Annotated in this window: 19 protein-coding genes and 1 tRNA gene; 11 read left to right on the top strand and 9 right to left on the bottom strand. The window is 68.0% G+C overall.

From position 1 onward, the window contains the following. Positions 1-11: 11 nt before the first annotated feature. The 4 genes from GQR91_RS03260 to GQR91_RS03245 form a co-directional block, all read right to left on the bottom strand. Positions 12-1,394: an efflux transporter outer membrane subunit gene (locus GQR91_RS03260; RefSeq protein ID WP_149681148.1), complete on the bottom strand. Its 1,383-nt coding sequence runs from the start codon at positions 1,392-1,394 to the stop codon at positions 12-14. After that, positions 1,391-2,551 carry an HlyD family secretion protein gene (locus tag GQR91_RS03255; protein WP_149681147.1) on the bottom strand — a complete coding sequence of 387 codons (1,161 nt, stop codon included), beginning with the start codon at positions 2,549-2,551 and terminating at the stop codon, positions 1,391-1,393. The genes GQR91_RS03260 and GQR91_RS03255 overlap by 4 nt, the downstream gene beginning before the upstream one ends. Further along, a complete protein-coding gene (locus GQR91_RS03250) occupies positions 2,548-4,209 on the bottom strand; it encodes an MFS transporter (protein ID WP_112381455.1) in 1,662 nt (553 codons plus the stop codon). The genes GQR91_RS03255 and GQR91_RS03250 overlap by 4 nt, the downstream gene beginning before the upstream one ends. 128 nt (positions 4,210-4,337) lie before the next feature. Beyond that, positions 4,338-5,195 carry a peptidylprolyl isomerase gene (locus tag GQR91_RS03245; RefSeq protein ID WP_149681146.1) on the bottom strand — a complete coding sequence of 286 codons (858 nt, stop codon included), beginning with the start codon at positions 5,193-5,195 and terminating at the stop codon, positions 4,338-4,340. Between the two features lie 92 nt (positions 5,196-5,287). On the opposite strand from GQR91_RS03245, the gene GQR91_RS03240 reads away from it, so the two are divergent. The 5 genes from GQR91_RS03240 to GQR91_RS03220 all read left to right on the top strand — a co-directional run bounded on the left by GQR91_RS03240 (position 5,288) and on the right by GQR91_RS03220 (position 10,946). Beyond that, positions 5,288-5,378 (top strand) — tRNA-Ser (locus tag GQR91_RS03240). 164 nt (positions 5,379-5,542) lie between these two features. Beyond that, entirely contained in the window at positions 5,543-7,090 is a 1,548-nt protein-coding gene (locus tag GQR91_RS03235) for an FAD-dependent oxidoreductase (protein WP_149681145.1), read from the top strand. Between the two features lie 73 nt (positions 7,091-7,163). Beyond that, positions 7,164-8,339, top strand: a complete 1,176-nt coding sequence (locus tag GQR91_RS03230; protein WP_149681144.1) for a DUF47 family protein — start codon at positions 7,164-7,166, stop codon at positions 8,337-8,339. 15 nt (positions 8,340-8,354) lie between these two features. Continuing rightward, complete coding sequence (locus GQR91_RS03225) at positions 8,355-9,368, top strand: inorganic phosphate transporter (RefSeq protein ID WP_112381447.1); 1,014 nt, start codon at positions 8,355-8,357, stop codon at positions 9,366-9,368. 465 nt (positions 9,369-9,833) lie between these two features. Then, on the top strand, positions 9,834-10,946 hold the full coding sequence (locus GQR91_RS03220; protein ID WP_149681143.1) for a mechanosensitive ion channel family protein: 1,113 nt from the start codon (positions 9,834-9,836) through the stop codon (positions 10,944-10,946). Here the strand turns inward: GQR91_RS03220 and GQR91_RS03215 are convergent. From GQR91_RS03215 to GQR91_RS03195, 5 genes are all read right to left on the bottom strand, one after another. After that, entirely contained in the window at positions 10,934-13,033 is a 2,100-nt protein-coding gene (locus GQR91_RS03215) for a TonB-dependent siderophore receptor (protein WP_149681476.1), read from the bottom strand. The genes GQR91_RS03220 and GQR91_RS03215 overlap by 13 nt on opposite strands. Before the next feature lie 110 nt (positions 13,034-13,143). Further along, complete coding sequence (locus GQR91_RS03210) at positions 13,144-14,556, bottom strand: alpha,alpha-trehalose-phosphate synthase (UDP-forming) (protein WP_149681142.1); 1,413 nt, start codon at positions 14,554-14,556, stop codon at positions 13,144-13,146. Beyond that, positions 14,553-16,331, bottom strand: a complete 1,779-nt coding sequence (locus GQR91_RS03205; RefSeq protein ID WP_149681141.1) for a glycoside hydrolase family 15 protein — start codon at positions 16,329-16,331, stop codon at positions 14,553-14,555. The genes GQR91_RS03210 and GQR91_RS03205 overlap by 4 nt, the downstream gene beginning before the upstream one ends. Beyond that, positions 16,328-17,071 carry a trehalose-phosphatase gene (gene otsB, locus GQR91_RS03200; RefSeq protein ID WP_149681140.1) on the bottom strand — a complete coding sequence of 248 codons (744 nt, stop codon included), beginning with the start codon at positions 17,069-17,071 and terminating at the stop codon, positions 16,328-16,330. Before otsB ends, GQR91_RS03205 begins: the two co-directional genes overlap by 4 nt. Before the next feature lie 326 nt (positions 17,072-17,397). Further along, the gene (locus tag GQR91_RS03195; RefSeq protein ID WP_149681139.1) at positions 17,398-18,687 is read right to left on the bottom strand and encodes a Gfo/Idh/MocA family protein; all 1,290 of its coding nucleotides are present in this window, start codon (positions 18,685-18,687) and stop codon (positions 17,398-17,400) included. Positions 18,688-18,801: 114 nt separating this feature from the next. Between GQR91_RS03195 and GQR91_RS03190 the strand changes: the two genes are divergently transcribed. The 6 genes from GQR91_RS03190 (at position 18,802) to bioB (ending at position 25,619) form a co-directional block, all read left to right on the top strand. Further along, the gene (locus tag GQR91_RS03190; RefSeq protein ID WP_149681138.1) at positions 18,802-20,328 is read left to right on the top strand and encodes an acyl-CoA carboxylase subunit beta; all 1,527 of its coding nucleotides are present in this window, start codon (positions 18,802-18,804) and stop codon (positions 20,326-20,328) included. Then, the gene (locus tag GQR91_RS03185; protein WP_149681137.1) at positions 20,325-21,131 is read left to right on the top strand and encodes a hypothetical protein; all 807 of its coding nucleotides are present in this window, start codon (positions 20,325-20,327) and stop codon (positions 21,129-21,131) included. Before GQR91_RS03190 ends, GQR91_RS03185 begins: the two co-directional genes overlap by 4 nt. 10 nt (positions 21,132-21,141) lie before the next feature. Then, complete coding sequence (gene mce, locus GQR91_RS03180) at positions 21,142-21,552, top strand: methylmalonyl-CoA epimerase (protein ID WP_112381781.1); 411 nt, start codon at positions 21,142-21,144, stop codon at positions 21,550-21,552. Continuing rightward, positions 21,549-22,331, top strand: a complete 783-nt coding sequence (locus GQR91_RS03175) for an enoyl-CoA hydratase-related protein (protein WP_149681136.1) — start codon at positions 21,549-21,551, stop codon at positions 22,329-22,331. The genes mce and GQR91_RS03175 overlap by 4 nt, the downstream gene beginning before the upstream one ends. A gap of 106 nt (positions 22,332-22,437) precedes the next feature. Beyond that, the gene (scpA, locus tag GQR91_RS03170) at positions 22,438-24,591 is read left to right on the top strand and encodes a methylmalonyl-CoA mutase (RefSeq protein ID WP_149681135.1); all 2,154 of its coding nucleotides are present in this window, start codon (positions 22,438-22,440) and stop codon (positions 24,589-24,591) included. Next, on the top strand, positions 24,588-25,619 hold the full coding sequence (gene bioB, locus GQR91_RS03165) for a biotin synthase BioB (protein WP_149681134.1): 1,032 nt from the start codon (positions 24,588-24,590) through the stop codon (positions 25,617-25,619). Before scpA ends, bioB begins: the two co-directional genes overlap by 4 nt. Positions 25,620-25,670 lie beyond the last annotated feature (51 nt).

Here is a 25,670-nt window from a genome sequence, read left to right as displayed (position 1 = left end):
GGGCGGGCCTTTCAACGGGTGGTGGCGGCGATGTCGGCGGGGGTCCAGCCGCCGCCCATCGCCTGATAAAGGCCGGCATAGGCGGTCAGGCGATCGGCCTGCGCCTGGGCCAGCGACAATTCGGCGGACAGGAGACCGCGCTGCGCGTCCAGTTGTTCCAGATAGCTGGAATAGCCGGCGCGGTAGCGGTTCGACGCTATGCGCAGCGCATCGGCAAGTGCGGCACGCTGGCGATCCAGCGCCACCACCTGCTCGCCAGCGCGCTGCACCCCGGCGAGGCTGTCGTTGACCTCGCGAAAGGCGACCAGCGCGGTGCGGCGATAGGCGAAGGCGGCCTGGTCGCGGCGGGCGGTGGCGGCGTCGACCTGGGCGCGCAGGCGGCCGGCGTCGAAGATCGGCGACAGGATGCTGGCGCCGAGCGAGAAGACGCCGACCGGATGGTCGAGCGCGGTGGACAGGACGAGACCGGCCGAGCCGGTGAGGCCGAGGCTGGGGAGCATGGCGGCGCGCTGGCTGTCCAGCGTGCGGTCGGCGGCGACCAGCGTCTGTTCGGCCTGGAACAGATCGGGCCGCCGGCGCAGCAGATCGGCAGGCAGGCCATCCGGAATGGGTGGCTGCGCGATGCGATCGATCGGCAGGCCGCGCGCAATAGGGCCGGGGGCATCGCCGATCAGTTGCGACAGCGCGTTTTCCTGCCGGGTGACGGCAAGCTGCGCGGCCGAGACGAGCTGTTCGGTGGCGCGGTATTCGCTTTCGGCCTGACGCAGTTCCAGGCGCGAGGTGTAGCCGGTATCGGCGCGGCGGCGGGCGATGCGCAGCGCATCGGCGCGCGCGACCAGCGTTTCGCGGGCGATGCGCAGGCGGTGGTCGAGCGCGCGCAGGGTGACGTAGCTGGTCGCCACCCCGGCGGCGAGCGCCAGGCGGACGGTGTCCTCCGCCGCCTCCGTCGCGAGCAGGCTGGCGCGCGCGGCATCCTCGGCACGGGCAAGACGGCCGAACAGGTCGAAATCGTAGCTGGCCTGAAGCAGCGGTTGCGAGCCGATATTGGTGGCGCCGACGCCCAGCGCGCTGACCGAGCGGGCATCGGTAAGGGGCACGCCGCCGGTGAGCGACGGAGCCCGCTGCGCCTGCGCGAGCCGGGCCTGTGCGCGCGCTTCCTCGACGCGGGCGGCGGCGCTGCCGATATCGGGACTGTTGGCGAGTGCACGGGCGACAAGCGCGGTGAGGACGGGATCGCCGAACCCCTGCCACCAGTCGGCGCGGATCGGCGTGCCGGGGCCGAGCGCGGTGCGCCATGCCGGCGGCGGCGTGATCGTGGCGGCAACCGGCGCCGGCGGGCGCGGGCCGATGCAACCGGCGAGCAGCAGGAACAGGGCGAGCGCGGTGATCCTCACGGGAGGCGTGGCCCCTGCGAGACATCGACACGCGCCTGCACCGACATGCCGGGGCGCAGGCGCGCGCCCAGCGACTGGCCGGGGTCGACGCGGATGCGCACCGCGATACGCTGCGGCACCTTGGTGAAGTTGCCGGTCGCGTTGTCGGCCTTGAGCACCGCGAATTCGGAGCCGGCGGCGGGCGAGATGCGCTCCACCCGGCCGGTCAGGCGGGCATTGCCCAGCGCATCGACGGTGAAGGAGGCAGGCTGGCCGACGATCATGCGGGCGGTCTGCGCTTCCTTGAAATTGGCGATCACCCAGGTTTCGGGGGGCACGAGGAACAGGAGTTGCGACCCGGCGGTCACGTACTGGCCGACGCGCACCCCGACCTCGGACAGGCGACCGCCCTCCGGCGCGCGGATCAGGGTGTTGGACAGGTCGATCTGCGCCAGTCGCCGGGCGGCGACCGCACCGGCGACCCCGGCCTGTTGCCCGCCGCGCCCGACCTCCACGGTGCGGACGTCCTGACGGGCGATCTCGGCGGCGGCCTGTGCCTGGCGCACCGCAGCCTGGGCCTGACGGAGCGCGGCAAGCGTCTGGTCGCGCTCCCGCAGGGATACCGAGCCGTCAGTGACGAGATCGTTGACGCGCGCCATGTCCGCCTCCGCGCGCATCAACTGGGCACGGGCATTTTCCACCGCGGCTCCTTGCGCGGCGAGATTGGCGGCGCGCGAGCGTTCGGATTGCTGGCTGTTGGCGAGCGTCGCCTGATTGGCGGCGACCTGTGCCTCGGCCTGTTCGACGCGCTGCCGGTAGATGCGGTCGTCGATGCGGACCAGCGGCTGGCCGGCGGCGACCTGCTCGAAATCGCGGACCAGCACCTGCGACACATAGCCGCTGACCTGTGGCGCGATCACCGTGGTGCGGCCACGGACATAGGCGTTGTCGGTCGATTCATAGCCGCTGGTGAAGGGCGGCAGGCGCCATGCGGCCAGCACGACCGCGATGCCGGCGACGACGAGCAGGATGATGAACAGCAGCGAGCGCCGGCCGCCGGTGGGCGGTCGCCAGCCGGACGGCGTGGGCGGCGGCGGCGGCGCGGCGGCCTGCGCCTCCGCGATCGCTTCCTCGGTGCGGGGGGTGGGAGAGACGGGCGGCGTACGGGCGTCGGTCATGATGCGGTTCCGGTTCGGCGCATACGCCGGTTGCGGCGCCAGAGCAGCCAGCCGAGGTACAGCGTGGTCAGAGCAGCCAAACCCGCGATCAGCCGGAAAGTGTCGTTATAGGCGCGCACATTCGCCTCGCGCGTGGCGGCCTGCGACAAAAGGGCAGCGCCCTCCGCGCGTTGCAGCGCCGGATCGGCGATGACACGGCCGACGCTGCTGCCACCCGCGGCAATACGCTGCGACACGATGGGGTTGGTGGGATCGACCTCCTGCACGATGGCGGCGCTGTGCGCCTTTTCGCGGATCGTCTGGAAGGTGCCGAGAAAGGCGGTGCCGCCGAGCGCGCCGATCGAGTTCAGCATGCCGAACAGCGCCACGAAGCTGATGACGTGGCCGGCACCCTGTTGCAGCGCGCGGGTCATGCCGAACAGCAGCGAGGGACCGATGAAGAAGGTGGCGGAAAAGGCGATCAGCGCCTGCGTCACGTAGAATTGCTGCGGCCGGGTGAGGTTGGTCGAGAAACTGTCGGCATAGGCTGCGACCGCGACGAGCGCGATGGCGAACATCACGGGGTGGGTCAGCCGCTGCACGTCCAGCGTCACCGCGCTGGCGACGACGCCGGCGACCGAGGCAAGGACGATGATCGCGAACAGCGTGCCGAACTGGTCGTTATTCTGCCCCAGCGTGGTGAGCAGCCCGACCGCGCCGAACGTCTGTTCGGACAGGGCGATGCGCATCATGATGGTGACGATCGCAAAGCGGATGATGTCGGCCGAGCCCAGCCAGCGGGTGTTGAGCAGCGGATTGGCGCGGTAATGTTCGAGCAGCAGCGCGCCCGCCAGCAGCGGGATGGCGGCGGCCAGCGCCCAGCCGATCCACGGCGCCTGCGTCCACCAGACGATGCGCCCCTGACCCAGCACCGCGCAAAGCAGGCCGATGGCCGGCGCGTAGAGCGCAAAGGTCAGGAAATCGAGGGGCTCGAACGCCTTCTGCCGCTCGGTCGGGGGCAGGCGCAGCCAGCTTACCGCGGCCATGCTGAGCAGGGCCAGCCCCAGTTCGAACAGGTACAAGGTGCGCCACTGCGACATGGCGAGCAGTTCCGGCGAGAACAGCCGGGCCATCGGCGTCGCGCATTGCGGCACGCCGATGCCCAGGACGATCGCCTTCAGCCGCCAGCGCGCGGGCAGCGCCTGCATCATGTAATACAGGCACAGCGACGACAGCGCGGCGGCGGCCATGCCGCTGGCGGCGCGCACCGCGATCGCCGACCAGAAGCCGTGAACGAACAGGTGCGCAAAGGTGAGCAGCACATAGATGCCGACAAAGATCAGTGCGAAGGGCCTGAGCCCGAATTGCTGGCGGAACTTGATGAGCAGCAGGTTGATCGACGCGTTGGTCATCACATAGACGGTGGGAAGCCATGCGATCTCGGTAGGATCGAAGCCGAGCGCCCCCTGCAACTGCGCGGTGTTGGCGGAGACGAGGGCATTGCCCAGCCCGCCGGTCAGCCCGACCAGCACCGCGATCAGCGCATAGGCCCAGCGGCGTGCCAGCGGATGATCGGGACTGCCCGGCGATCCGGGAATGGCGGGGCGTTCGTGGGGGGCGAACTGCCACTCCTCCTCGCGCAGGAAGGTGCGCAGCCGCCCGATCGTGCCGATGCTCATCGGGCAGGGGGCGGCGCGGGGACGGAGCGAACGGGTGCGGGCACGATATCCCCAGGAAGGGCAGGCAGATAGGCCTGCTTAGCGCGGCGCGGCATGGGCGACCAGCATGTGGATCATGCCGCGCGAGATCAGGGCGCGGGGCGGACGGGGGGCAGCGCGGCGCAGATGTCCACCCCGCCGGCGGGCACGGTGAAGAAGGCGTTGTTGCGGTTTTCCCGCTCGCGAACCCAGGCGGCGAAGCGGGGATTGGCGGTGGCGCGGTACTGGAAATGCGGGCGCGTCGCCGCGGGCAGGTCGCTGGCGAGGCGGGCGGAGACGATCGGGCTGCGCTCCCCTTCGGTCTTGTAGAAGCCGAGATCGCCGGTGCCGCGCGGCAGGGTGGTCAACGCCTCCATCCCCTCCACCACGCGGCCGACGACCGCGATGTTGCGGTCGAGCGCGCGCGGGCTGTGGCCGATAAGGGTGTAAAGCTCCGCGCCGCTGCCCGTACTGGGCGCCAGGTCGCGCGCGACGCCGACCATGGCATAGCAGTGCGGCAGCCATTGCCGAGTGGCGTCGCCCGCGAGCGGCCAGCCATCGGCGGAATAGCCCGCCCAGGCGGCATAGGGGTCGGGCCGCGACAGACGCTGCGCGGGCGCGGTGCGGTTCTGCACATATTCGGGCGGCGGGTTGGCGACGATGCCGGGGGGCAGCGGCTTCTTCTCGGTAGGATCGCCCCACTGCGCGACATAATTTTCCTGCACGCGGTAGACGCTGGTGCCCTGGTCCCACCAGTGCGCGCGGGCCAGCACGCGGATATTGGCCACGTGCACCGGTGCCGCCTGCGGCGCCAGCCGCACCACGACGCGGCGGCCGTTCGCCAGCGAGAAGACGAGCAGCTCGTCATCGGGAATGGCGACCCAGTCCTGTGCCTGCGCGTCCGCCGGGCCGGGCGGGGCAGGCGTGGTCTGGATGGCGGCGGCAAGGGCGAGGAGGATCGCAAGCATGGCGCCAAGCGTGCCCGAGCGACGATATGCACGCAAGCGCTTGCGCGAACCGCCGGACCGCTTTAGGGGCCCCGTCTCCAGGCTTTACCTGCGGAGCGGTGGCCGAGTGGTCGAAGGCGCTCGCCTGGAAAGTGAGTATACGCCAAAAGCGTATCGAGGGTTCGAATCCCTCCCGCTCCGCCATTTCCTCATTTCCGATACCGGGCAGCAGGCGCCGCGAACGTCCCGGCTCTGCGCAGGCTCCCGCCATTATCCGCAATAGCCGGGAACACCTCGCCTGGGTGCATGGTCCGGGTGCGCGGGTGGCGTAGGCTGACGGGATCGGGTGTTGCTGGTGGCGAGGGGGTATGGCCGGGGCTGGGGCGTATGACGTCATCGTCGTCGGCAGCGGGGCCGGTGGGGGGACGATCGCCCATCGCCTGACGCACGAAGGCATGCGCGTCCTGTTGATCGAGGAGGGGCGCTGGCTGCAGCCGGGTGCCCACAGCCGCTACATTCGCCATGTCCATCCCGACCGGACGCAGCCGATCGCCTGTGTCGGCGGGCAGACCAAATTCTACGGCGCGGCGCTGTACCGGCTGCGCGAGGCCGATTTCGAGGCGGTGGCGCATGAAGCGGGCGTGTCGCCGGCTTGGCCCATCCTGTACGACGATCTGGAGCCTTATTACGATCAGGCCGAGCGGCTGTACCGCGTGCACGGCGCGACCGAGGCCGATCCGACCGAGCCGCCTCATGCGCGCGCCTATCCTCACGGCGCGATCGCGTCGCATCCGCGCATCGGCGGGCTGGTGGAGCAGCTGGCGGCGACCGGACTGCACCCCGCGCCCATTCCGCGGGCGCTGGACCGGCGGGACGGCCTGGGCGCGTGCCGGATGTGCCCTGCCTGCGATGCGCATCAATGCGGCTTCGATGCGAAGATGGATGCGGAGACCGCGGCGATCCGCCCGGCGATGGCGACGGGCCGGTTGACGGTGGCGGATGGTACGCGGTGCGTGGCGGTGCTGACGGAGTCCGGGGGGCGGGGCGTGCGGGGGGTGCGGGTGGCGTGCGACGGGGTGGAGGAGGAGATCGCGGCCGGGGTGGTGGTGGTGGCGGGCGGGGTGCCGCGCAGCGCGATGCTGTTGCGGCGGTCGCGGACCGCGAAGCATCCGGAAGGACTGGGAAATGCCGGCGGCGCGCTGGGCCGGTATCTGGCCGGGCATTCGGCCGGCGTCGTCTTTCCGCTGGTGCGCTGGCCCGAGCTGGCGGAGATCCACACCAAGAGCTTTTCGATCAACGATTATTATCACGGCAGCGCGGAATGGCCGTTTCCGCTGGGCATCATCCAGACCGCCGGACAGATGCCGTTCTGGACCGAACTACCGCGGTCGCTGCGCCCGGTGGCCAAGGCGATCGGGCGGCATTCGCTGATCTGCTTCTGCATGTCGGAGGCGCTGCCGACGCGGACAAGCGGATTGCATTTCGACGGCGATGCGGTGTCCCACACGGTGGAGCCGACGGTGAGCGCGGTCAGCTTCCGCCGGCTGACGCGGCTGGCGACGGAGGCGTTCCGAAACGCGGGCTATCCGTGCATCGCGCCGCCGCGCGCGCCGCAGCTATGGCATCAGGTGGGCACCGCGCGGATGGGGCTGGATGCGGGCGACTCGGTGGTCGATGCCGACCTGCAGGTGCATGGCATCAGGGGGCTGTATGTCGCGGATGCGTCGGTGCTGCCGAGTGCGGGTGCGGTGAACACCAGCCTGACGATCATGGCGCTGGCGCTGCGCTGCGGCGACCATATCGCCGGGCGGCGCTATGCCGCGTTCGACCGGCGCGTGCCGGCGCATCGCTGTGCCGGCGGCGTGCCCGAACTCGTCGGTGCGCGAGGCGAGATGCCGCCGTCCACCCGGCCCTGATCCGGGACCGTCGCCGCTTCGTTTCCGGACGGTGCGTTACCGCGCCATCTTGCGCGCGGCGACGTTTCACCCCATGCGCGCGAGGTGCCAGCGCCCGACCCCGGGCGATGCGCCACGGGAGTGCAGGACCATTCGCCAGATTGCCGCCTTTCCGTACCGGACTGAGGCCACCTCGCCCGACGGGGTGATCCGCGTCCTGCTGGTCACTTCGCGCGCGTCGGGGCGTTGGGTGATCCCGAAGGGCAATATCGGGGGCGGGGCCCGGCCGCATGAGGCGGCCGCGCAGGAGGCCGAGGAAGAGGCCGGTGTGCTGGGTGCGATCTGCCCCACGCCGCTGGGCAGCTTCCGTTATCGCAAGAAGCGCGGTAGTGGCGCCTCGCTGATGGTCGACGTGGACGTGTTCCCGCTGGCCGTCACCCAAGAATTACAGAGCTGGAAGGAGCAGCCGGAGCGGCAACGCCGCTGGTTCACCTTGTCCGAGGCGGCCGCCGCCGTGGATGAGCCGGACCTGCGCGACCTGATCCGGTCCTTCAGCCCCGCCGAGTTCAGGGCGGCCGCCCGGAGAGGGGCGGGTATCCCAGAAAAATCGAAGGTAGCACCGATGTTCGCATGGTTCCAACGCCTGCTCCCCCGGACAGGCAATTTCTTCGAGATGTTCGAGGCGCATGCCCGAACGGTGACGGCGGGCGCCGAGGCCATGGCGCGGCTGATGGCGGCCGATGGCACGGCGCGTGCCGAGCACATCACGGAGGTGATCGAGCGCGAGCATGATGCCGACGAGATCACCCGCGACGTGCTGCAAACCGTGCGCAAGACGTTCCTGACGCCGTTCGACCGCGGGGCGATCACCAGCCTGGTCGGCGCGATGGACGACACGATCGACGAGATGCAGGCCGCCGCCGCGGCGATCGACCTGTATCAGGTGAGCGACTTCGCGCCGGAAATGCGCGACATGACCGCGATCATCGTCGATGCCGCGCGCCTGACCGCCGAGGCGATGCCGCTGCTGCGCAACGTCGCGCAGAACGGCGCGCGCCTGCACGAGCTGACCGAGCGGCTGGTGCGCATGGAGGGGCAGGCGGACGACATCCACGCCGCCGGCCTGCGCCGGACGCTGGCCGACCATGGCAGCAGCGACACGCTGCGCTTCGTGGTCGAGCGCGAGATCTACAAGCATCTGGAACGCATCGTCGACGCGTTCGAGGATGTCGCGAACGAGATCGACGGCATCGTCATCGATCACGCCTGATCGGACCCACAGACCATGCATGAACTGGCCCTTCCGCTCCTGATCGGCCTGATCGGGGTCGCGCTGGCGTTCGATTATCTGAACGGCCTGCACGATGCGGCGAACTCCATCGCGACGGTGGTCGCGACGCGACTGTTGTCGCCCGTCAAGGCGGTGCTGTTCGCGGCCGCCTTCAACTTCGCCGCCTATTTCCTGACCATCGCCTTTCCCAGCCTGCACGCGGTGGCCGAGACGATCGGCAAGGGGCTGATCGACAAGGACCTGGTGACGCCGGCGGTGATCTTTGCAGCACTTGGCGGCGCGATGTTCTGGAACGTCGTCACCTGGCTGCGCGGCATCCCGTCCTCCTCCAGCCATGCGCTGATCGGCGGGCTGATCGGGGCGGGCGTGGCGCATGCGGGGCTGGGCGGTATCCAGTGGGGCGGGCTGAACAAGACGCTGCTCGCCATCGTGCTGTCGCCGACGCTGGGCATGATGCTGGCGATGCTGGTGATGCTGCTGTCGAGCTGGGCGCTGGCGCGGGCCACCGCGGTGCAGGCGGAGCGCAGTTTCCGCGTGCTGCACCTGTTCTCATCGGCCTGTTATTCGCTCAGCCACGGCCTGAACGATGCGCAGAAGACGATGGGGATCATCACCGTGCTGCTGTATTCGACCGGGCGGCTGTCCGGCCCGTTCGAGGTGCCGCACTGGGTGGCGATAAGCTGCTATGTCGCGATCGCGCTGGGCACGATGACCGGCGGCTGGAAGATCATCGAGACGATGGGTAGCCGCATCACCAAGCTGTCGCAGCACCAGGGCTTCAGCGCGTCGATGGCGGGTTCGGTCGTGCTGTTCGGCGCATCGGCGCTGGGCATTCCGGTATCGACCACGCACACCATCACCGGATCGATCATCGGTGCGGGCGTGGCGCGGCGCGCCTCGGCCGTGCGCTGGGGCGTGGCGCGCACGGTGGTGACGGCATGGGTCATCACCATCCCCGCCTCCGCCGCGGTGGGCGCGGGGTTCTACGGGCTGACCCGGTTGTTCTGAGGCGTTCAGATTTGTCCAACCTTGCGTTTCGGGGGTGGACGCGGTGCGCGGGGCTGGCCTTATAAGTCGGTCGCGGCGGGCGCTACTATCGTGCTCGTCACACGAGTCCGTCGCGGCACGGATCTTCGGAAGAAGGTTGGTTCACGCGAAGACGCGAAGACGCGAAGAGGTTGCGCCTGCCGCGCCGGCATGGATCGGTTCGACCGGGAGACAAGCCTTCACCTGTGATCGGGAGTGAGCCTGCGGCTCGGTGCCTCTCTCCGCGCCTCCGCGCCTCCGCGCGAACAAAAATCTTCGCGTCTTCGCGTCTTCGCGTGAACCGATTGGCCGCACAGGAGCAGCGACCTTGGTCGTGCCCTGGGGTTTTGCCGGCACGAACGGATCGGGATAAACCGATCGTCGCCCTGACGGTATGCGCCCACCGCGGATCATGGAACCTTCGCGGGTGCGAGCCTTTTGCGGGGGATGCACTGGTTACGCTCGCTCGATATTCCCCCCGAATGGCAATGGGTGGAAAGCGTCGCGATCATCGCGGCGGCGGTCCTGCTGGGCCTGTTGGTCCATGGCATCGCGATGCGCATCGCCGATCATGCCGCGCGGCGCACCGCCAGCCGGGGCGACGATCTGGTGCTGGCGCATGTCCGCCGGCCGCTGCGCTGGGTCGCGGTGGCGATCGCGGTGAGTTTCGCGATGCGCTTCGTGCCGATGGACTCCGATGGTCGCGATCTGTGGCGGCAGATACTGGGGTTCACGGTGCCGGCGTTGCTCGGCTGGCTGGGGGTGTCGGGGGTGCGCGCGTTGCAGGCGGTGATCGACCTGCGCGCGGACGTGACGGTGGAGAACAACCTGCGGGCCCGGCGCAAGCGGACGCGCGCGGCGATCCTGGGGCGGATCGGCGTCTTCTTCATCATCTTCCTGACGATCTGCCTGATGCTGCTAAGCGTACCGGGCATCCGCACGATCGGCGTCACGCTGATGGCGTCGGCCGGTATCGCGGGCCTGGTCGTCGGTGCCGCCGCGCAGCCGGCGCTGAAGAACCTGTTCGCGGGCATCCAGATGGCCTTTACCGAGCCGATCCGACTGGACGACGTCGTCATCATCGACGGCGAATGGGGGCGGATCGAGGAGATCCGGCTGACCTTCGTCGTGGTCAAGGTGTGGGACGAGCGGCGGCTGGTGGTGCCGGTCGCCAAATTCCTGGAGAACAGCTTCCAGAACTGGACGCGCGAGACCAGCCAGTTGCTGGGATCGGTATTCTGGTATCTCGATCCGGCGGCGGACATTCCACGGCTGCGCGCGAAGCTGGAGGAACTGGTGCGCGCCAATCCGCGCTGGGACGGGCGCTTCTTCAACCTGCAGGTGACCGATACCGCCGCCGATGCGATCCAGGTGCGCGGGCTGATGACCGCCAAGGATGCGTCGGTGGCGTTCGACCTGCGCTGCGACATTCGCGAAGGGCTGCTCGGCTATATCCGCGAGGCGATGCCCGAGGCGCTGCCCCGGCGGCGCGTGGCGGTGGACGGGGAGGGCGCAACCTTCAGGGAAGACCGCGCCCCCGTCATTCTTCAGAACCGGTAGCCGAGCGTCGCCATGATGTTGCGCGGCGCGGAGACGAAGCAGTCGCCGCGCGCGAGGCAGGAGGCGAAGGCGCGGTTGTCGAACAGGTTGGTGGCGTTGACCGCGATACGCCACTGGTCGCGGTTCAATTCGACCAGCGCATCGGCCATGACGCGATCGGGGGTGACGATCGTCCAGACGCTGCTGCTCGACACCTGCTTGCCGAGATAGCGGACGCCGGCGCCGACGCGCACGCTGGTCGCCTCGTCCAGCGTCACCGTCTTGGTGCCCCAGGCGGCGGCGGTGTGCTTGGACAGATAGCCGCTGGCGGCGCTGTCGCCCGACAGGTCGTTATAGCCGTAGGAGACGGTCAGGTCGTAATTGCCGGGCAGGGTGCGGGTCGCCTCGAACTCGAAACCCTTGGTGGTCAGTTCCCCGGCCTGGATCTGGAACAGGGGGTTGGTGGGATCGGGGATGGGGCGGTTCTGTTCCTTGATGCGGAAACCGGTGAGCGTGACCAGGGTTTGCGGATCGGGTTGCCACTTCAGGCCGGTTTCATACTGGGTGCCGGTCTGCGGACGGAAATTGGTGCCGTTGGACAGGGTGCCGGCGACCGGCTGGAAGCTTTCGGTGTAGCTGAAGAAAGGCGAGAGGCCGGCGCCGATCTCGCCGATGATGCCGGCGCGGAAGGTGGTGGCCTTGTCGATCACGTCGGGCGCGGTGGCGCCCCGGGTACGCAGGCGATCGTTGCGGACGCCGAGGACGACCGAGACGCGGTCCCAGAAGCGGATCTGGTCCTGCGCATAGACGCCGCGCTGGCGCTGGGAGGTGGTGGCGAAGGGCGCAACGATCGGCGGCTCGACGATCGAGGCATAGTCGATGTCGTACAGGTCGATGACCTGCGAGAAGTCGTAATTGTCGCTCTTGCGGACCTTGTTCCAGCTATAGTCGAGCCCGAGCAGCAGCGTGTGTTCGACCGCGGCGCCGGTGTTGAACTTCGCCTGCACATTGTTGTCGGTGGAAAAGACGTTCAGCCGCGCGACCGACGATCCGGCGGTAAGGCCGATGCGGCGGCCATTGCTGCCCGTGACATAAGGGTTAGTCGGTTTGGCGTAGCTGTTGGGATAATGCGTGAAATAATCGAGATCGCTGTCGATGTAGCGCGCCTTCAGGCTGAGCTTCAGCGCGTCGGTGAAGCGATGCTCGAACAGGCCGGCGCCTTGCAGCAGGCGGCCGTCATAGCGGTCGTAGCCGGGCTTGCCGACGAACAGGTAGCGGGGCAGGCGGGGATTGCCGGGATTGTCGCGCAGCGTGCCGACGAGCGGCAGGAAGTTGGCGGTCGAGCCGGTGTCGTCCTCCTGATACAGGCCGAGCAGGGTGATGTCGGTTTGGGTCGAGGGGCGCCAGGTGATCGAGGGGGCGATCATCACGCGGTCGTCGGGCACGTGGTCGACATAGGTGTCGGCATCGCGGACGCGGGCGACGAGGCGGACGGCGAGGTCGTCGGTGACGAGGCGGTTGACGTCGGCCATGACCTCCTTGCGGTCGTAGCTGCCATAAACGAGGTTCACCTCGCCCGCATTGGTGAAAACCGGCGTCTTGGAGACGAGATTGACGATGCCGCCGAGCGAGCCCTGGCCGAACAGCACCGAGGCGGGGCCGCGCACGACCTCGACCCGCGAGAAGTTGTACGGGTCGGAGGTGATGCTGGCGTAAAAGCTGTAGATGTCGCGCATGCCGTCGCGGAATTGCAGCGCGTCGACGCCGCGGATCTGGAAGCTGTCGACGCGGGTGTCACGGCCATAGGCGTCGGCGTTGACGCCGGCTGCGTAGCGGACGGTATCGGAAATGGTGATCGCGCCCTGGGACAGGAACACGTCGTCGGTGATGACGGTGATCGGCTGGGGCACCTGGATCAGCGGCGTGTCGGTTTTGGTGCCGGCAAAGGATTCGTCGATGCGGTGGCCGTCAACGGTGATCTCCTCGGCCGGATCGGCACGGCGCTGGTCATCGACGGGGTCGGCCGGGACCGGCACCTCCGCCCATGCCGCGCTCGCCGCGGTGAGCCCGGCAAGCGCGACGCCCGCCATCTTGATCGCCCTGAACATCATGAACCCCTTTCGTTGTCGGCGGGGCCATAGTGCTATTGCGGGTGACTCTCAACTGCAGAAATGCGTAAGGGCCTGTTTCGACGTGGAAGCTGCGCACCCGGTCGGGGTCAGGCGCGTTCCTCCTCGCGGGCGGCGGCCTCCGCGCCGGCATCGCCGCGCAGCGCCGCGAGGAACAGGTCGCACCACCAGAACACATCCTCGCGCCGGACATTGTCGATCAGCGCCTCCCAGCGGCGGATGCGCTCGGCACGCGGCATCTCCAGCGCCTTGACGATCGCGTCGGACAGTTCCTCGGCGCTGTAGGGATTGACCAGCACCGCTTCCTTCAACTGGGCGGCGGCGCCTGCGAAGCTGGACAGGATCAGCACGCCGGGATCGCTGGGGTCCTGTGCTGCGACATATTCCTTGGCGACGAGGTTCATGCCGTCGCGAAGCGGCGTGACGAGGCCGATGCGCGCGGCGCGGTAGATGCCGGCCAGCGTCTGGCGGGGAAAGCCCTTGTTGACGTAGCGGATCGGTACCCAGTCGATATCGGCATATTCGCCGTTGATCCGCCCCGACAGCGCATCGAGATTGGCGCGGATCTCCTGATAGGTGTTTACCTTCTCGCGGCTGGGCGGCGCGATCTGGAGCATGTAGACGAGGCCGTTGCGCTCCGGATTCTGTTGCAGGAAGCGTTCATAGCCCAGGAACCGCTCGGTCAGGCCCTTGGAATAGTCCAAGCGATCGACGCCGACGATCAGGCTGCGCCCGGTGGAGGACATGTACATCCGCTCGCGCGCGAAGCGTGCGTCGTTGCCGGCGGCGGCTTCCTCGAACTCCTTGGTCTCGATGCCGATCGGCGCGGCGATCGCGCGGATCGTGCGGCCTTCATAGGTGACGGTGTCGTTCGGGCCGAGCGTGCCGCCAAGCTGCTTGGTCACATAGTCTCGGAAGCTGTCCAGCCAGTCCTCGGTATGGAAGCCCACCACGTCATAGGCGAACAGCGTTTCCACCAACTTGCGGTGGCTGGGCAGCGACAGGAGCAGGCGCGCCGGCGGCCAGGGGATGTGGAGAAAGAAGCCGAGCCGGTTGCGGAAACCGCGGTCGCGCAGCTCCTGGCCGAGCGGCATCAGGTGGTAATCATGCACCCAGACCAGATCGTCATCCTCGATCAGCGGGCGGACGGTGTCGGCAAAACGCTGGTTCACCCGGCGATAGCCGCTGCCGAAATCGCGTTCGAACTCGGTCAGGTCGATCCGGTAGTGGAAGAGCGGCCACAACGTGCGGTTGGCATAGCCATTATAATATTCGTCAACGTCCTGCGGCTCCAGGTCGATCGTCGCGGTAGTGACGCCGCCACCCTGCTGGAAGTTGATATGGCCGGAAAATTCCTCAGTGGTCTCGCCCGACCAGCCGAACCAGATGCCGCCCTGTTCACGCAGCGCCGCGAGCAGCGCGACCGCCAACCCACCCTGGTTGCCGCCCGGCCCGGTCTTGGGCGGCTGCACCCGGTTGGAAATGACGATCAGGCGACTCATCGTACGGCACTCCATGGTTTACTCAGCAGAACGGCGCAGTTGATCAGGCCGACCAGCGAATAGGTCTGGGGATAATTCCCCCACAGCTCTCCCGTATTGGGGTCGATATCCTCGGACAGCAGGCCCGCGGGCGTGCGCCTTGCGACCATTTCCTCGAACAGTTCGCGCGCATCCGCGGTCCGGCCCGTGGCATGCAACGCCTCGATCAGCCAGAAGGTGCACACATTGAACGCGGTATGCGGCAGGCCGAAATCATCCTCGGTCGCATAGCGCAGCATGTGACTGCCGCGGCGCAGGCCCTTTTCGACCGCGTCCAGGGTCGAGAGGAAGCGGGGATCGTCGGGGGCGAGGAAGCGCAGGTCGAGCAACTGGATGATGCTGGCGTCGAGATCGTCGCCGCCAAAGGTGGCGGAGATGCGCTGCGTCTTGTCGCGCCAGGCGGCATGCTCGATCGCCTCGCGCATCTGGTCGGCGCGCTCCTGCCAGAAGGTTTCGCGCTCCTCCAGACCCAGCGCCTGCGCGGCGTTGGCGAGGCGGTCGCACGCCGCCCAGCACATCGCGGCGGAATAGGTGTGGACATGGCTCTTGGTGCGCAGCTCCCACAGGCCGGCATCCGGCTGATCGTATTTGGCCCAGGCCCGCTCGCCGACGCGCTCCAGCGAGTGGAAATCCTCCATGCCCGACATGCGGAACAGGCGGCAGTCGAAGAATGCCTGCACGTCGGACAGGACGATCTGGCCATAGGCGTCATGCTGGATCTGCTCATAGGCCTGGTTGCCGACGCGCACCGGCCCCATGCCGCGATAGCCGGGCAGCTTGTCCTCGATCCGCTCGATCAGGGTCGATTCGCCGCCGACGCCGTAGAGCGGCTGGATATGGCCGCCGCGCGCAGCATCGACGATGTTGCGGAGATATTCGAGATAGCCCTCCAGCACGTCGAGCGCGCCGAGCCGGTTGAGCGCCTGCACCGTGTAATAGGCGTCGCGTATCCAGCAGTAGCGATAATCCCAGTTGCGCCCGGAATCGGCATGTTCGGGAAGCGAGGTGGTGAGCGCGGCGACGATCGCGCCGGTTTCCTCATGCTGGCACAGCTTGAGCGTAATTGCCGAACGAATGACGACGCCCTGCCATTCGACCGGGGTGGCAAGGCCCCGGACCCATTGGTGCCATTCATGGGTGGTCCGCTCCAGCATGCCGTTCAGCGCCTCGGACAGCACGCCCGAAAAGCTCTCGTCAGGGCCGAGGAACAGGTTGATCGGCCGTTCCAGCCGGAACCACTGCTCGCGCGTGATGTGGCCGACGGGGGCATCGGTGGTGAGACGCAGCGTCTGGTGCGTCATCAGGTACCGGATGTGGTTCGACCCTTGCGTCTGGCTGGTCTGCGCGCCCCAATCAGTGGCGACGCGCAGGCGGATGCGGATGCGCGGCGAGCCGATCGGCTTGACCATGCGCACGAAGCTGGTCGGGCGATAGATGCGCTGGTCGCGCGAGAAGCGCGGGCAGAAATCGGTGATCTCGATCGCGTTGCCACGGTCGTCCTGATGGCGGGTGACCAGGATCGGGGTGTTGCGCAGATAGCCTTGCGTGGTGGTGACGCAGTCCTCCAGCTCGATCGACCAGAAGCCGGTGTCCGGCTCCTCCTCGCCCAGCAGCGCGCAGAACGCGGGATCGCCATCGACGCGCGGCACGCAGCCCCAGACGAAACGGCCGGTGGAGTCGATCAGTGCGGAAACCTGGCAATTGCCGATCGGCCAGAGATTCATGTCGGGGGTCATGCACGGGCCTCCATGGCAGCGGCGATCCAGGTGTGGAGGGCGGACACGCTCTCCAGACGATACAAGGCGGCGGTTTCGCGCAAGGGGCCGATCAGCACGCCGGCGCCGCCGGACGCCGCGGCGGCGACGAAGCCGTCCTCGTCGGTGACGTCGTCCCCGAAGAACAGGGGGCGGGTGCCCTGCATGGCGGACGTTTCCAGCAGGCCGAGGATCGCATCGCCCTTGTCGCCGGACAGGCGCACCTCGGCCATCATCTTGCCGCGTTGGAGAACAAGGCCGTGCGTGTCGGCGACCGCGGCGGCGGCGGCGTTGGCATCGTCCTCCAGCTCCGGGCGCTGGCGGTAATGGATGGCCGCGCCGAAGCTCTTGGCCTCGAACACCAGGCCGTTGGTGTCGGCATAATCGCGCAGCGATTCGGCGGCGAGGGCGAGCGCCTCGGGCGGCTCGGGGCTTTCATAGCCATGTTCGGGAGTGCGGCGCTCCGCCCCGTGGCTGCCGGCCAGCGCGAAGTGCCGGGCCTGCGGGCCCAGCATCGCGTCCAGCTGCGCGATCGACCGGCCGCTGACGATCGCGACGCGGCCGGGCATGGTGGCGGCGAGGCGATCGAGCATGTCGACCAGCGACGGCGCGACCACCACCGCATCGGGGCGCTCGGCCAGTTCGACCAGCGTCCCGTCGAAATCGAGGAAAAGGCTGTCGGTGGTGGACAGGGCGGGCGGGGGGGGCACGAGTTCGGCCATGGATGGCGGCATAGCGAGGGCAGGCATGCCACGTGAACCCCCCGCCGCGCCTGCCGTTCCGAATCGCGGGCGAAATGATCCGTTCGCGATCGGGGCAATGCTTGCGGCTTTGTGCGTAGCGGGACGCGGTGAGGTCATCCTTATCCGTTCGTATCGAGGTACCGTTCCGTGTGCCAACCTGTCTCTCGATACGTCGTCTCGATACGCGGCTTTGCCGCTACTCGACGTCTACTGGAGACGAACGGGCAGATGGTTCAACCTCGTGTCGTTCTTCAAAGGAGGATGAAACAGATTTTGCGTGTCCTGCGGTCCCGCGAACGCCGCCCCTATCCCTCCGGCGGCAAGGGCGGGCCGCGGAACACGTCCTTGCCCTCATAGGCCTTCAGCTTGACGGGGCGGCCGGTCTTCGCGCTTTCGTAGATCGCTTCCATAATGACATGGTCCTGCACGCCCTCCTCGCCGGGCGTGCGCGGCTGGCGGTTGGACAGGACGCAGTCGGCCATGTGGTCGATCTCCTCGGCGAACTGGTTCTTTTGCGGCAGGATCACCTGCTGCCGCTCGTCCATGTCGCCCTGGTTCTGCGCGACGTAGAGTTGCTGGCCCTGATATCTGTACGCGTTGGGCATATCCACGGTGGCGGTGGCGAAGTTCAGCCGCTGGTGCTTGTCGTCGCGCGCGCCGTAGCTGGTCAGGCACTGCGCCAGGAAGTTGGAGGGGAAGCGCATCGTCCAGGCGACGGTCTCCTCCACCTGCGCGTAGCGCGGGTCGCCGGGCGGGCTGAACTGTTCGGCATAGACCTCCGTGGGCTCCTCACCGGTCAGGAAGCGGGCGGTGTTGATGCAGTAAAGGCCGATATCGGGCAGGGCGCCGCCGCCGGCCTGTACCCGCTTGTGGCGCCACTGCTTCTCGCCATCGGGGGCGACGGTCTGCACATTGGTCATCGTCGCCCCGACGAGGCGGCCGAAGGTGCCCTCCTGCACGAAGCGGGCCGCGCGCTGGTTATAGGGTTCGTACTGGATGCGGTAGGCGATCATCAGGCGGACATTGGCGCGCTTGCACGCCTCCACCATCGCGCGGGCGTCGGCGGCACTGGTGGCCATCGGCTTTTCGCACAGGACATGCTTGCCGGCCGCCGCGGCGCGCTCGACATATTCGCGGTGCATGCCGTTGGGCAGGACGATGTAGACGACTTGGACCGCCGGATTGTCGCGGATGCGGTCGAAGCCGGCATAGTCATAGCAGTTTTCGGGCGCGATCCCGTATTGCTGCGCGGTGGTGCGCAGTTTCTCCGGACTGCCCGACACGAGCGCGACGAGCTTGGCCTTTTTGCACTCGCCGAACGCGGGCAGCAGTTCCTCCAGGCTGAGGCGGCCGAGCGCGACGATGGCGAAGCCGACGCGTTGTTCGGGGGGAAGCGGGGCCGGGGGTGGGGGCGTCTTGGGGTCGGCCTGGCTGCGCCATTCGGGAAAGGTGACCTTGCCGTTTTCGACGCGGCCGCGGTCGACATCGCTGGGCGGCGGATATTTCTGCGCATCGGCCCCGCGGGCGCCGAGCACCATGCCGGCGGCGGCACCGCCCAGTTTCAGCATCAGGCGGCGATCGATCGAATCGGGCATAAACGGCGCTCCTAGCGATGGTCGCGGGGGGAACGCATGAAAGCCACTGAAGACGCAGGCATTTGCATTTGGCATCGGAGGCAGGGCAGAGAGGCTGACAAACAAGGAGAGGCCATGTCGTCGACGATCGCCGAATTGGAACGCCGCCGCGCCGCCGCCCGCATGGGTGGGGGGCAGAAGCGGATCGATGCGCAACATGCCAAGGGCAAGCTGACCGCACGCGAGCGGCTGGACGTGCTGCTGGACGAGGGCAGTTTCGAGGAACTCGACATGTTCGTCGAGCATAACTGCACCGATTTCGGCATGACCGAGCAGGTGGTGCCGGGTGACGGCGTGGTCACCGGATCGGGGACGATCAACGGCCGGCTGGTGTTCGTATTCTCCCAGGATTTCACCGTGTTCGGCGGGTCGCTGTCCGAGCGGCACGCACAAAAGATCTGCAAGATCATGGACATGGCGATGAAGGTCGGTGCGCCGGTGATCGGCCTGAACGATTCGGGCGGCGCGCGCATCCAGGAAGGCGTGGCGAGCCTGGGCGGCTATGCCGAGGTGTTCCAGCGCAACGTGCTGGCATCGGGCGTGGTGCCGCAGCTGTCGCTGATCATGGGGCCGTGTGCAGGCGGCGCGGTCTATTCGCCGGCGATGACCGACTTCATCTTCATGGTGAAGGATTCGAGCTACATGTTCGTCACCGGGCCGGACGTCGTGAAGACGGTGACGAACGAGGTGGTGACCCAGGAGGAACTGGGCGGCGCGGTGACGCACACCACGCGCACCTCGGTGGCGGACGTGGCGTTCGAGAATGATGTCGAGGCGCTGCTGGCGGCGCGCGACTTTTTCGACTTCCTGCCGCTGACCAATCGGACGGGGGTGCCCGAGCGGCCGACCTCCGATCCGTGGGACCGGGTGGAGGACAGCCTGGACACGCTGGTCCCGGCCTCTGCCAACCAGCCCTATGACATGCACGAATTACTGTCCAAGGTGGTGGACGAGGGCGATTTCTTCGAGATCCAGCCCGCGCATGGCGGCAACATCATCTGCGGCTTCGGCCGGATCGAGGGGCGTACGGTCGGTTTCGTCGCGAACCAGCCGATGGTGCTGGCGGGCGTGCTGGACATCAATGCCAGTCGCAAGGCGGCGCGCTTCGTGCGCTTCTGCGACGCGTTCGAGATCCCGATCGTGACCTTTGTCGACGTGCCCGGCTTCCTGCCCGGCACCGCGCAGGAGCATAACGGCATCATCAAGCACGGCGCCAAGCTGCTGTTCGCCTATGGCGAGGCAACGGTGCCCAAGATCACGGTCATCACGCGCAAGGCTTACGGCGGCGCCTATGACGTGATGGCGTCCAAGCATCTGCGCGGCGACCTGAACTATGCGTGGCCGACCGCCGAGATCGCGGTGATGGGCGCCAAGGGTGCGGTGGAGATCATCTTCCGCGGGCGCACCCCCGAGGAGATTGCCGAGCGCACCGCGGAATATGAGGCGCGCTTCGCCAATCCGTTCGTCGCGGCCAGCAAGGGCTTCGTGGACGAGGTGATCCAGCCGCATTCCACCCGCCGCCGCATCGCGCTGGGCCTGCGCAAGTTGCGCAACAAGAGCCTCGCCAATCCCTGGAAGAAGCACGATAACATTCCGCTATGAGCGGAGGTAAGCGAGCGCGGGCAAAGGGTGGCGGGCGCAGGCTGCCATGGCTGACGCTGCTGTTGCTGGCGGCGGTGGTCGTGCTGGCGGTGCTGTGGTGGCGCGAGCGGGCGGCGAACGAGGCGCCGCGGCCCGCCGCGACGCCGGCCGCCACTGCAGACGTGCCGCCCGCGACGCCCAATGTCGCGGGGCTGCTGCCCGACGAGCGGCTGGCGGCGGCGGTGAAGGCCGCGTTCCCGGCGGGCAACACGGCAGAAAGCGAGTCGGGCGAGCATTATGTGTTCGACGAACACCGGCTGGTCGATACGCCGTTCGGCCCGGTGCTGGTCAGCGAGGGGCAGGTGGCCGAGCCCGCGCATGTTTCCTCCGGGCGGCTGGACATCACCTATCTGAAGCCGGACGGCGAACGCTATGCGGTCGATCGGCGCTTTCCCGAAGCGGTGCTGGCCGGCACCATGGGGCGGATGAGCGACTGGAGCGTGTCGAACAAGTTCGGCCGCCTGCCGGTGGTCCAGGCGCAGGGTGGCGGGACGTGGCAGGGCTATACCTGCGGGCGCACCACGCTGGTCGAGCTGCAGCCGACCGGGCCGGTGAAGCTGGCCGATTTCCTGGACAGCTATGATGATGGCAGGGCGGCGGTCGGGCGGCCGCAATCGAGCCAGGGGAAGATCGTGAAGATCGTGCCCGATCAATCCTTTATCGTTCGTTTTACCGGCACGCGGGCGTTTGAGGCGCGGTATGTGCGGGTGGGGGATGCGTATCGGGTAGAGGGCGGCGAGGCGAACATGCTGCAAGGCTGTTGAGGAGATGAAGATGGCGTTGGGGCGGTTGAATCATGTGGGGGTGGCGACGCCGTCGATCGCGGCGTCGATCGAGATGTGGCGGGACCTGTTGGGGGCCGAGGCGATCGGGGAGCCGTTCGACCTGCCGGCGCAAGGGGTGAAGGTGTGTTTCATCGATGCGCCCAACACCCAGATCGAATTGATCGAACCCTATGACGAAGCCTCGCCGATCGCAGGCTTTTTGAAGAAGAACCCGGCAGGCGGGCAGCATCATGTCTGCTTCGAGGTGCCCGACATCCATGCCGCGGTCGCGGCGATGAAGGCAAAGGGCGCGACCGTGCTGGGCGAGCCGCGCATCGGCGCGCACGGCACGCCCATCGTGTTCGTCCACCCGCGCGATACCGGCGGCATGCTGGTCGAACTGATGGAAAGCCACGCATGAGCGCGCCCCTGGTCCTGAGCGAGCGGCGCGGCGACGTGCTGGTGCTGACGCTCAATCGTCCCGATCGGCTGAACGCGGCACCGCCCGAGATGTTCGAGGCGCTGACCGGTGCGCTTCGCGATCTGGCGGGAGCGCGCGCGGTGTTGCTGGCGGGCGCGGGGCGCGGCTTCTGTTCGGGGGCGGACGTGGCCGCGGTGGCGCTGCGCGAGGGTGATCCTGGCGAGGCGACCGAGGCGGCGCTGACCCGCAGCTACAATCCGGCGCTGCTGGCGATCGCGGACCTGGGCGTGCCGGTGGTCAGCGCGGTTCGGGGCCCCGCGGCCGGCATCGGATGCAGCCTGGCGCTGGCCGCCGATTTCTGCGTGGCGAGCGACAGCGCCTATTTCCTGCACGCCTTTGTCAATATCGGGCTGGTCCCCGATGGCGGCGCGTCGTGGATGTTGCCGCGGCTGATCGGCCGGGCGCGCGCCGCGGAGATGATGATGCTGGGCGAGCGGGTGCCGGCTGCCCGCGCGCTGGAATGGGGCATGATCCACCGCGTGGTCGCCGACGATGCGCTGGACGCCGAGGCGCTGGCGCTGGCCGGGCGGCTGGCGGCAGGGCCGACGGTGGCGCTGGGGCTGATGCGGCGCGCGCTGCACGACGGGTTTTCAAGCGACTATGCCGCGGCGATGACCCGCGAGGCGGCCGACCAGCGCCTCGCACGCGGCAGTGCGGACGCCACCGAAGGGGGCATGGCGTTCCTGAACAAACGGGCGCCGGCGTTCCGCGGGGCGTGATCCCGGCCCGGCTTGCCTCGGCACGATTGTTCCGGTTTAAGGAAACAAAATAAGCATGGACGATGCGGCAATCCGCCGCGGCCGGGACATTGGAGCAGGAGGCGTAATGGCCGACAAGCCGACGCTGGACGATTGGGCCGCCGCCGCGGCGAAAGAGGTCAAGGGCGCCGATCTCACCTGGCACACGCCGGAGGGGATCGCGGTCAAGCCGCTCTACACGCCCGAGGATGTGACCGCCGACCCCGGCCTGCCCGGTTTCGCGCCGTTCACCCGCGGGGTGCGCGCCAGCATGTATGCCGGGCGGCCGTGGACGATCCGGCAATATGCCGGCTTCTCCACCGCGGAGGCCTCCAACGCCTTTTACCGCCGCAACCTGGCGGCGGGGCAGAAGGGGCTGTCGGTCGCCTTCGACCTGGCCACGCATCGCGGTTATGATTCGGATCATCCGCGCGTCGTCGGCGATGTCGGCAAGGCGGGCGTCGCGATCGATTCGGTCGAGGACATGAAGATCCTGTTCGACGGCATTCCGCTCGACCAGATGTCGGTATCGATGACGATGAACGGCGCGGTGATCCCGATCCTCGCCTTCTTCATCGTCGCGGGCGAGGAGCAGGGCGTGCCCCGCGCAAAGCTGGAAGGGACCATTCAGAACGACATCCTGAAGGAGTTCATGGTCCGCAACACCTATATCTATCCGCCGGCGCCCAGCATGCGGATCGTGTCGGACATCATCGCCTATACCTCGGCCGAGATGCCGAAGTTCAATTCCATCTCGATCTCCGGCTACCACATGCAGGAGGCCGGGGCGACGCAGGTGCAGGAACTGGCCTTCACCATTGCCGATGGTCGCGAATATGTGCGCGCGGCGATGGCGGCGGGGCTGGATATCGACAAGTTCGCCGGGCGCCTGTCCTTTTTCTTCGCGATTGGCATGAACTTCTTCATGGAGGTCGCCAAGCTGCGCGCCGCGCGCACGCTGTGGCACCGGGTGATGACCGAGCTGGGGGCAAAGGACGAGCGCTCCAAGATGCTGCGCACGCATTGCCAGACCAGCGGGGTCAGCCTGCAGGAGCAGGACCCGTACACCAACGTCATCCGCACCACGATCGAGGCGATGGCGGCGGCGTTCGGCGGCACCCAGTCGCTGCATACCAACGCGCTGGACGAGGCGATCGCGCTGCCCACCGACTTTTCCGCGCGGATCGCACGCAACACGCAACTGGTGTTGCAGGAAGAGGCGGGGATCACCCATGTCGTCGATCCGCTGGGCGGCAGCTATTATGTCGAGGCGCTGACCCAGGACCTGGTGACGCGCGCGACCGAATTGCTCGACCGCGTGGAGGCGGAGGGCGGCATGGCCCGCGCGGTGGACGCCGGCTGGCCCAAGGCGATGATCGAGGAAGCCGCCGCCGCGCGCGCCGCACGTGCGGACCGCGGCGAGGACGTGATCGTGGGGGTGAACAAATACCGGTCGAGCGAGGAGTCGCCGATCGATATTCTGGACGTCGACAATCATGCGGTGCGCGAGGCGCAGGTCGCGCGGCTGGCACGGTTGCGCGAAACGCGGGACGAGGCGGCGTGTCAGGCGGCGCTGGCGGCGTTGCGGGATGCGGCGCGGGAAGCCTCCGGCCGGTACGAGCATAATCTGCTGGCTTTCGCGGTCGAATGCGCGCGCCACCACGCGACGCTGGGCGAGATTTCGGCGGCGATGGAAGACGCCTTTGGTCGCTATGGGACGCAGCCGGTGCCGGTAAAGGGCATCTATGGCGGCGCTTACGGCGAGGACGTGCGCTGGGTGCGGTTGCAGGAGGGCGTGTCCGCGACCGAGCGGCGGCTGGGGCGTCGCCCCCGGATGCTGGTCGCCAAGATGGGGCAGGACGGGCATGATCGCGGCGCCAATCTGGTATCGTCGATGTTCGGCGACCTGGGGTTCGATGTCGTGTCCGGGCCGCTGTTCCAGACGCCCGACGAGGCCGCGGTGCTGGCGATCGAGAAGGATGTCGACGTGGTCGGTGCCTCCAGCCTGGCGGCGGGGCACAAGACGCTGATTCCCGAGTTGATCGGCCATCTGCGGGAGGCCGGCCGCCCCGATATCAAGGTGATCGCGGGCGGGGTGATCCCGGCGCAGGATTACCAGGCGCTGCGCGATGCCGGGGTGCAGGCGATCTTCGGCCCGGGCACCAACCTTGTGAAAGCGGCCGAAGAAGTGTTGAGGCTGCTGGGACATAACATGCCACCCGAACAGGACGCTGCCGAATGATTGCCGATACGCTCGAACGCCCCGCCGCCCCGGCGACGGCCTTGCGCACAGACTGGACCCGCGCGGAGATCGCAGGCCTGTTCGACCTGCCGTTCACCGAACTCGTCTTCCGCGCCGCCGAGGTGCATCGCCGCCATCATGCCGCGGACGAGGTGCAGCTTTGCACCCTGTTGTCGATCAAGACCGGCGGTTGCCCGGAGGATTGCGGATATTGTTCGCAGTCGGCATCGGCCGAGAGCGACGTGAAGGCCGAGAAGCTGATGGACGTGAACGCCGTCCTGGCCGCGGCGGCCGAGGCCAAGGCGGCCGGATCGCAGCGCTTCTGCATGGGCGCGGCGTGGCGAAGCCCCAAGGACCGCGACATGGACAAGGTCGTCGCCATGGTCGAGGGCGTGAAGGCGATGGGGCTGGAGACCTGCATGACGCTGGGCATGCTGGATGCACCCCAGGCACAGCGGCTGAAGGCGGCGGGCCTCGACTATTACAACCATAACATCGACACCTCGCCCGAGAATTACGCGAACGTCATCACCACGCGCTGCTTCGAGGACCGGTTGCAGACGCTGGACCATGTGCGCGAGGCGGGGATTTCGGTGTGCTGCGGCGGCATCGTCGGCATGGGCGAGAGCCGAAGCGACCGGGTCGGCTTCGTCCATGCGCTCGCCACCCTGCCGCGCCATCCGGAAAGCGTGCCGGTGAACGCGCTGGTGCCGGTGAAGGGCACCGTGCTGGGCGACATGCTGGCCGATACGCCGCTGGCCAAAATCGACGATATCGAATTCGTCCGCACCGTGGCGGTGGCGCGGATCACCATGCCGCTCAGCATGGTGCGGTTGTCCGCAGGGCGCGAGAGCATGTCAGAGGCGACGCAGGCCTTGTGCTTCATGGCGGGTGCCAATTCGATCTTCACCGGCGACAAGCTGCTGACCGCGGGCAATGCCGGCGACAGCGCGGACGCGGCGCTGTTCGCCAAGCTGGGCCTGTCGCCGATGGCGGGCGAGGAGCCGATGCGCGTCGCGGCGGAATGACGGACGTCCCTTCCCTTGCGGGAGGGGCAGGGGAGGACAGCGCCTCCCCCC

It is taken from the genome of Sphingomonas carotinifaciens (assembly GCF_009789535.1).
Lineage (GTDB): Bacteria > Pseudomonadota > Alphaproteobacteria > Sphingomonadales > Sphingomonadaceae > Sphingomonas > Sphingomonas carotinifaciens.
Note: the sequence above shows the minus strand (reverse complement) of the source record. Positions and strands in the feature narration are given on the sequence as shown.

Coding starts and splice junctions, on each gene's coding strand:
- GQR91_RS03255 (WP_149681147.1), bottom strand. CDS start 2,551: ATGACCGACGCCCGTACGCCGCCCGTCTCTCCCACCCCCCGCACCGAG.
- GQR91_RS03250 (WP_112381455.1), bottom strand. CDS start 4,209: ATGAGCATCGGCACGATCGGGCGGCTGCGCACCTTCCTGCGCGAGGAG.
- GQR91_RS03245 (WP_149681146.1), bottom strand. CDS start 5,195: ATGCTTGCGATCCTCCTCGCCCTTGCCGCCGCCATCCAGACCACGCCT.
- GQR91_RS03235 (WP_149681145.1), top strand. CDS start 5,543: ATGGCCGGGGCTGGGGCGTATGACGTCATCGTCGTCGGCAGCGGGGCC.
- GQR91_RS03230 (WP_149681144.1), top strand. CDS start 7,164: ATGCGCGCGAGGTGCCAGCGCCCGACCCCGGGCGATGCGCCACGGGAG.
- GQR91_RS03225 (WP_112381447.1), top strand. CDS start 8,355: ATGCATGAACTGGCCCTTCCGCTCCTGATCGGCCTGATCGGGGTCGCG.
- GQR91_RS03220 (WP_149681143.1), top strand. CDS start 9,834: ATGCACTGGTTACGCTCGCTCGATATTCCCCCCGAATGGCAATGGGTG.
- GQR91_RS03215 (WP_149681476.1), bottom strand. CDS start 13,033: ATGTTCAGGGCGATCAAGATGGCGGGCGTCGCGCTTGCCGGGCTCACC.
- GQR91_RS03210 (WP_149681142.1), bottom strand. CDS start 14,556: ATGAGTCGCCTGATCGTCATTTCCAACCGGGTGCAGCCGCCCAAGACC.
- GQR91_RS03205 (WP_149681141.1), bottom strand. CDS start 16,331: ATGACCCCCGACATGAATCTCTGGCCGATCGGCAATTGCCAGGTTTCC.
- otsB (WP_149681140.1), bottom strand. CDS start 17,071: ATGGCCGAACTCGTGCCCCCCCCGCCCGCCCTGTCCACCACCGACAGC.
- GQR91_RS03195 (WP_149681139.1), bottom strand. CDS start 18,687: ATGCCCGATTCGATCGATCGCCGCCTGATGCTGAAACTGGGCGGTGCC.
- GQR91_RS03190 (WP_149681138.1), top strand. CDS start 18,802: ATGTCGTCGACGATCGCCGAATTGGAACGCCGCCGCGCCGCCGCCCGC.
- GQR91_RS03185 (WP_149681137.1), top strand. CDS start 20,325: ATGAGCGGAGGTAAGCGAGCGCGGGCAAAGGGTGGCGGGCGCAGGCTG.
- mce (WP_112381781.1), top strand. CDS start 21,142: ATGGCGTTGGGGCGGTTGAATCATGTGGGGGTGGCGACGCCGTCGATC.
- GQR91_RS03175 (WP_149681136.1), top strand. CDS start 21,549: ATGAGCGCGCCCCTGGTCCTGAGCGAGCGGCGCGGCGACGTGCTGGTG.
- scpA (WP_149681135.1), top strand. CDS start 22,438: ATGGCCGACAAGCCGACGCTGGACGATTGGGCCGCCGCCGCGGCGAAA.
- bioB (WP_149681134.1), top strand. CDS start 24,588: ATGATTGCCGATACGCTCGAACGCCCCGCCGCCCCGGCGACGGCCTTG.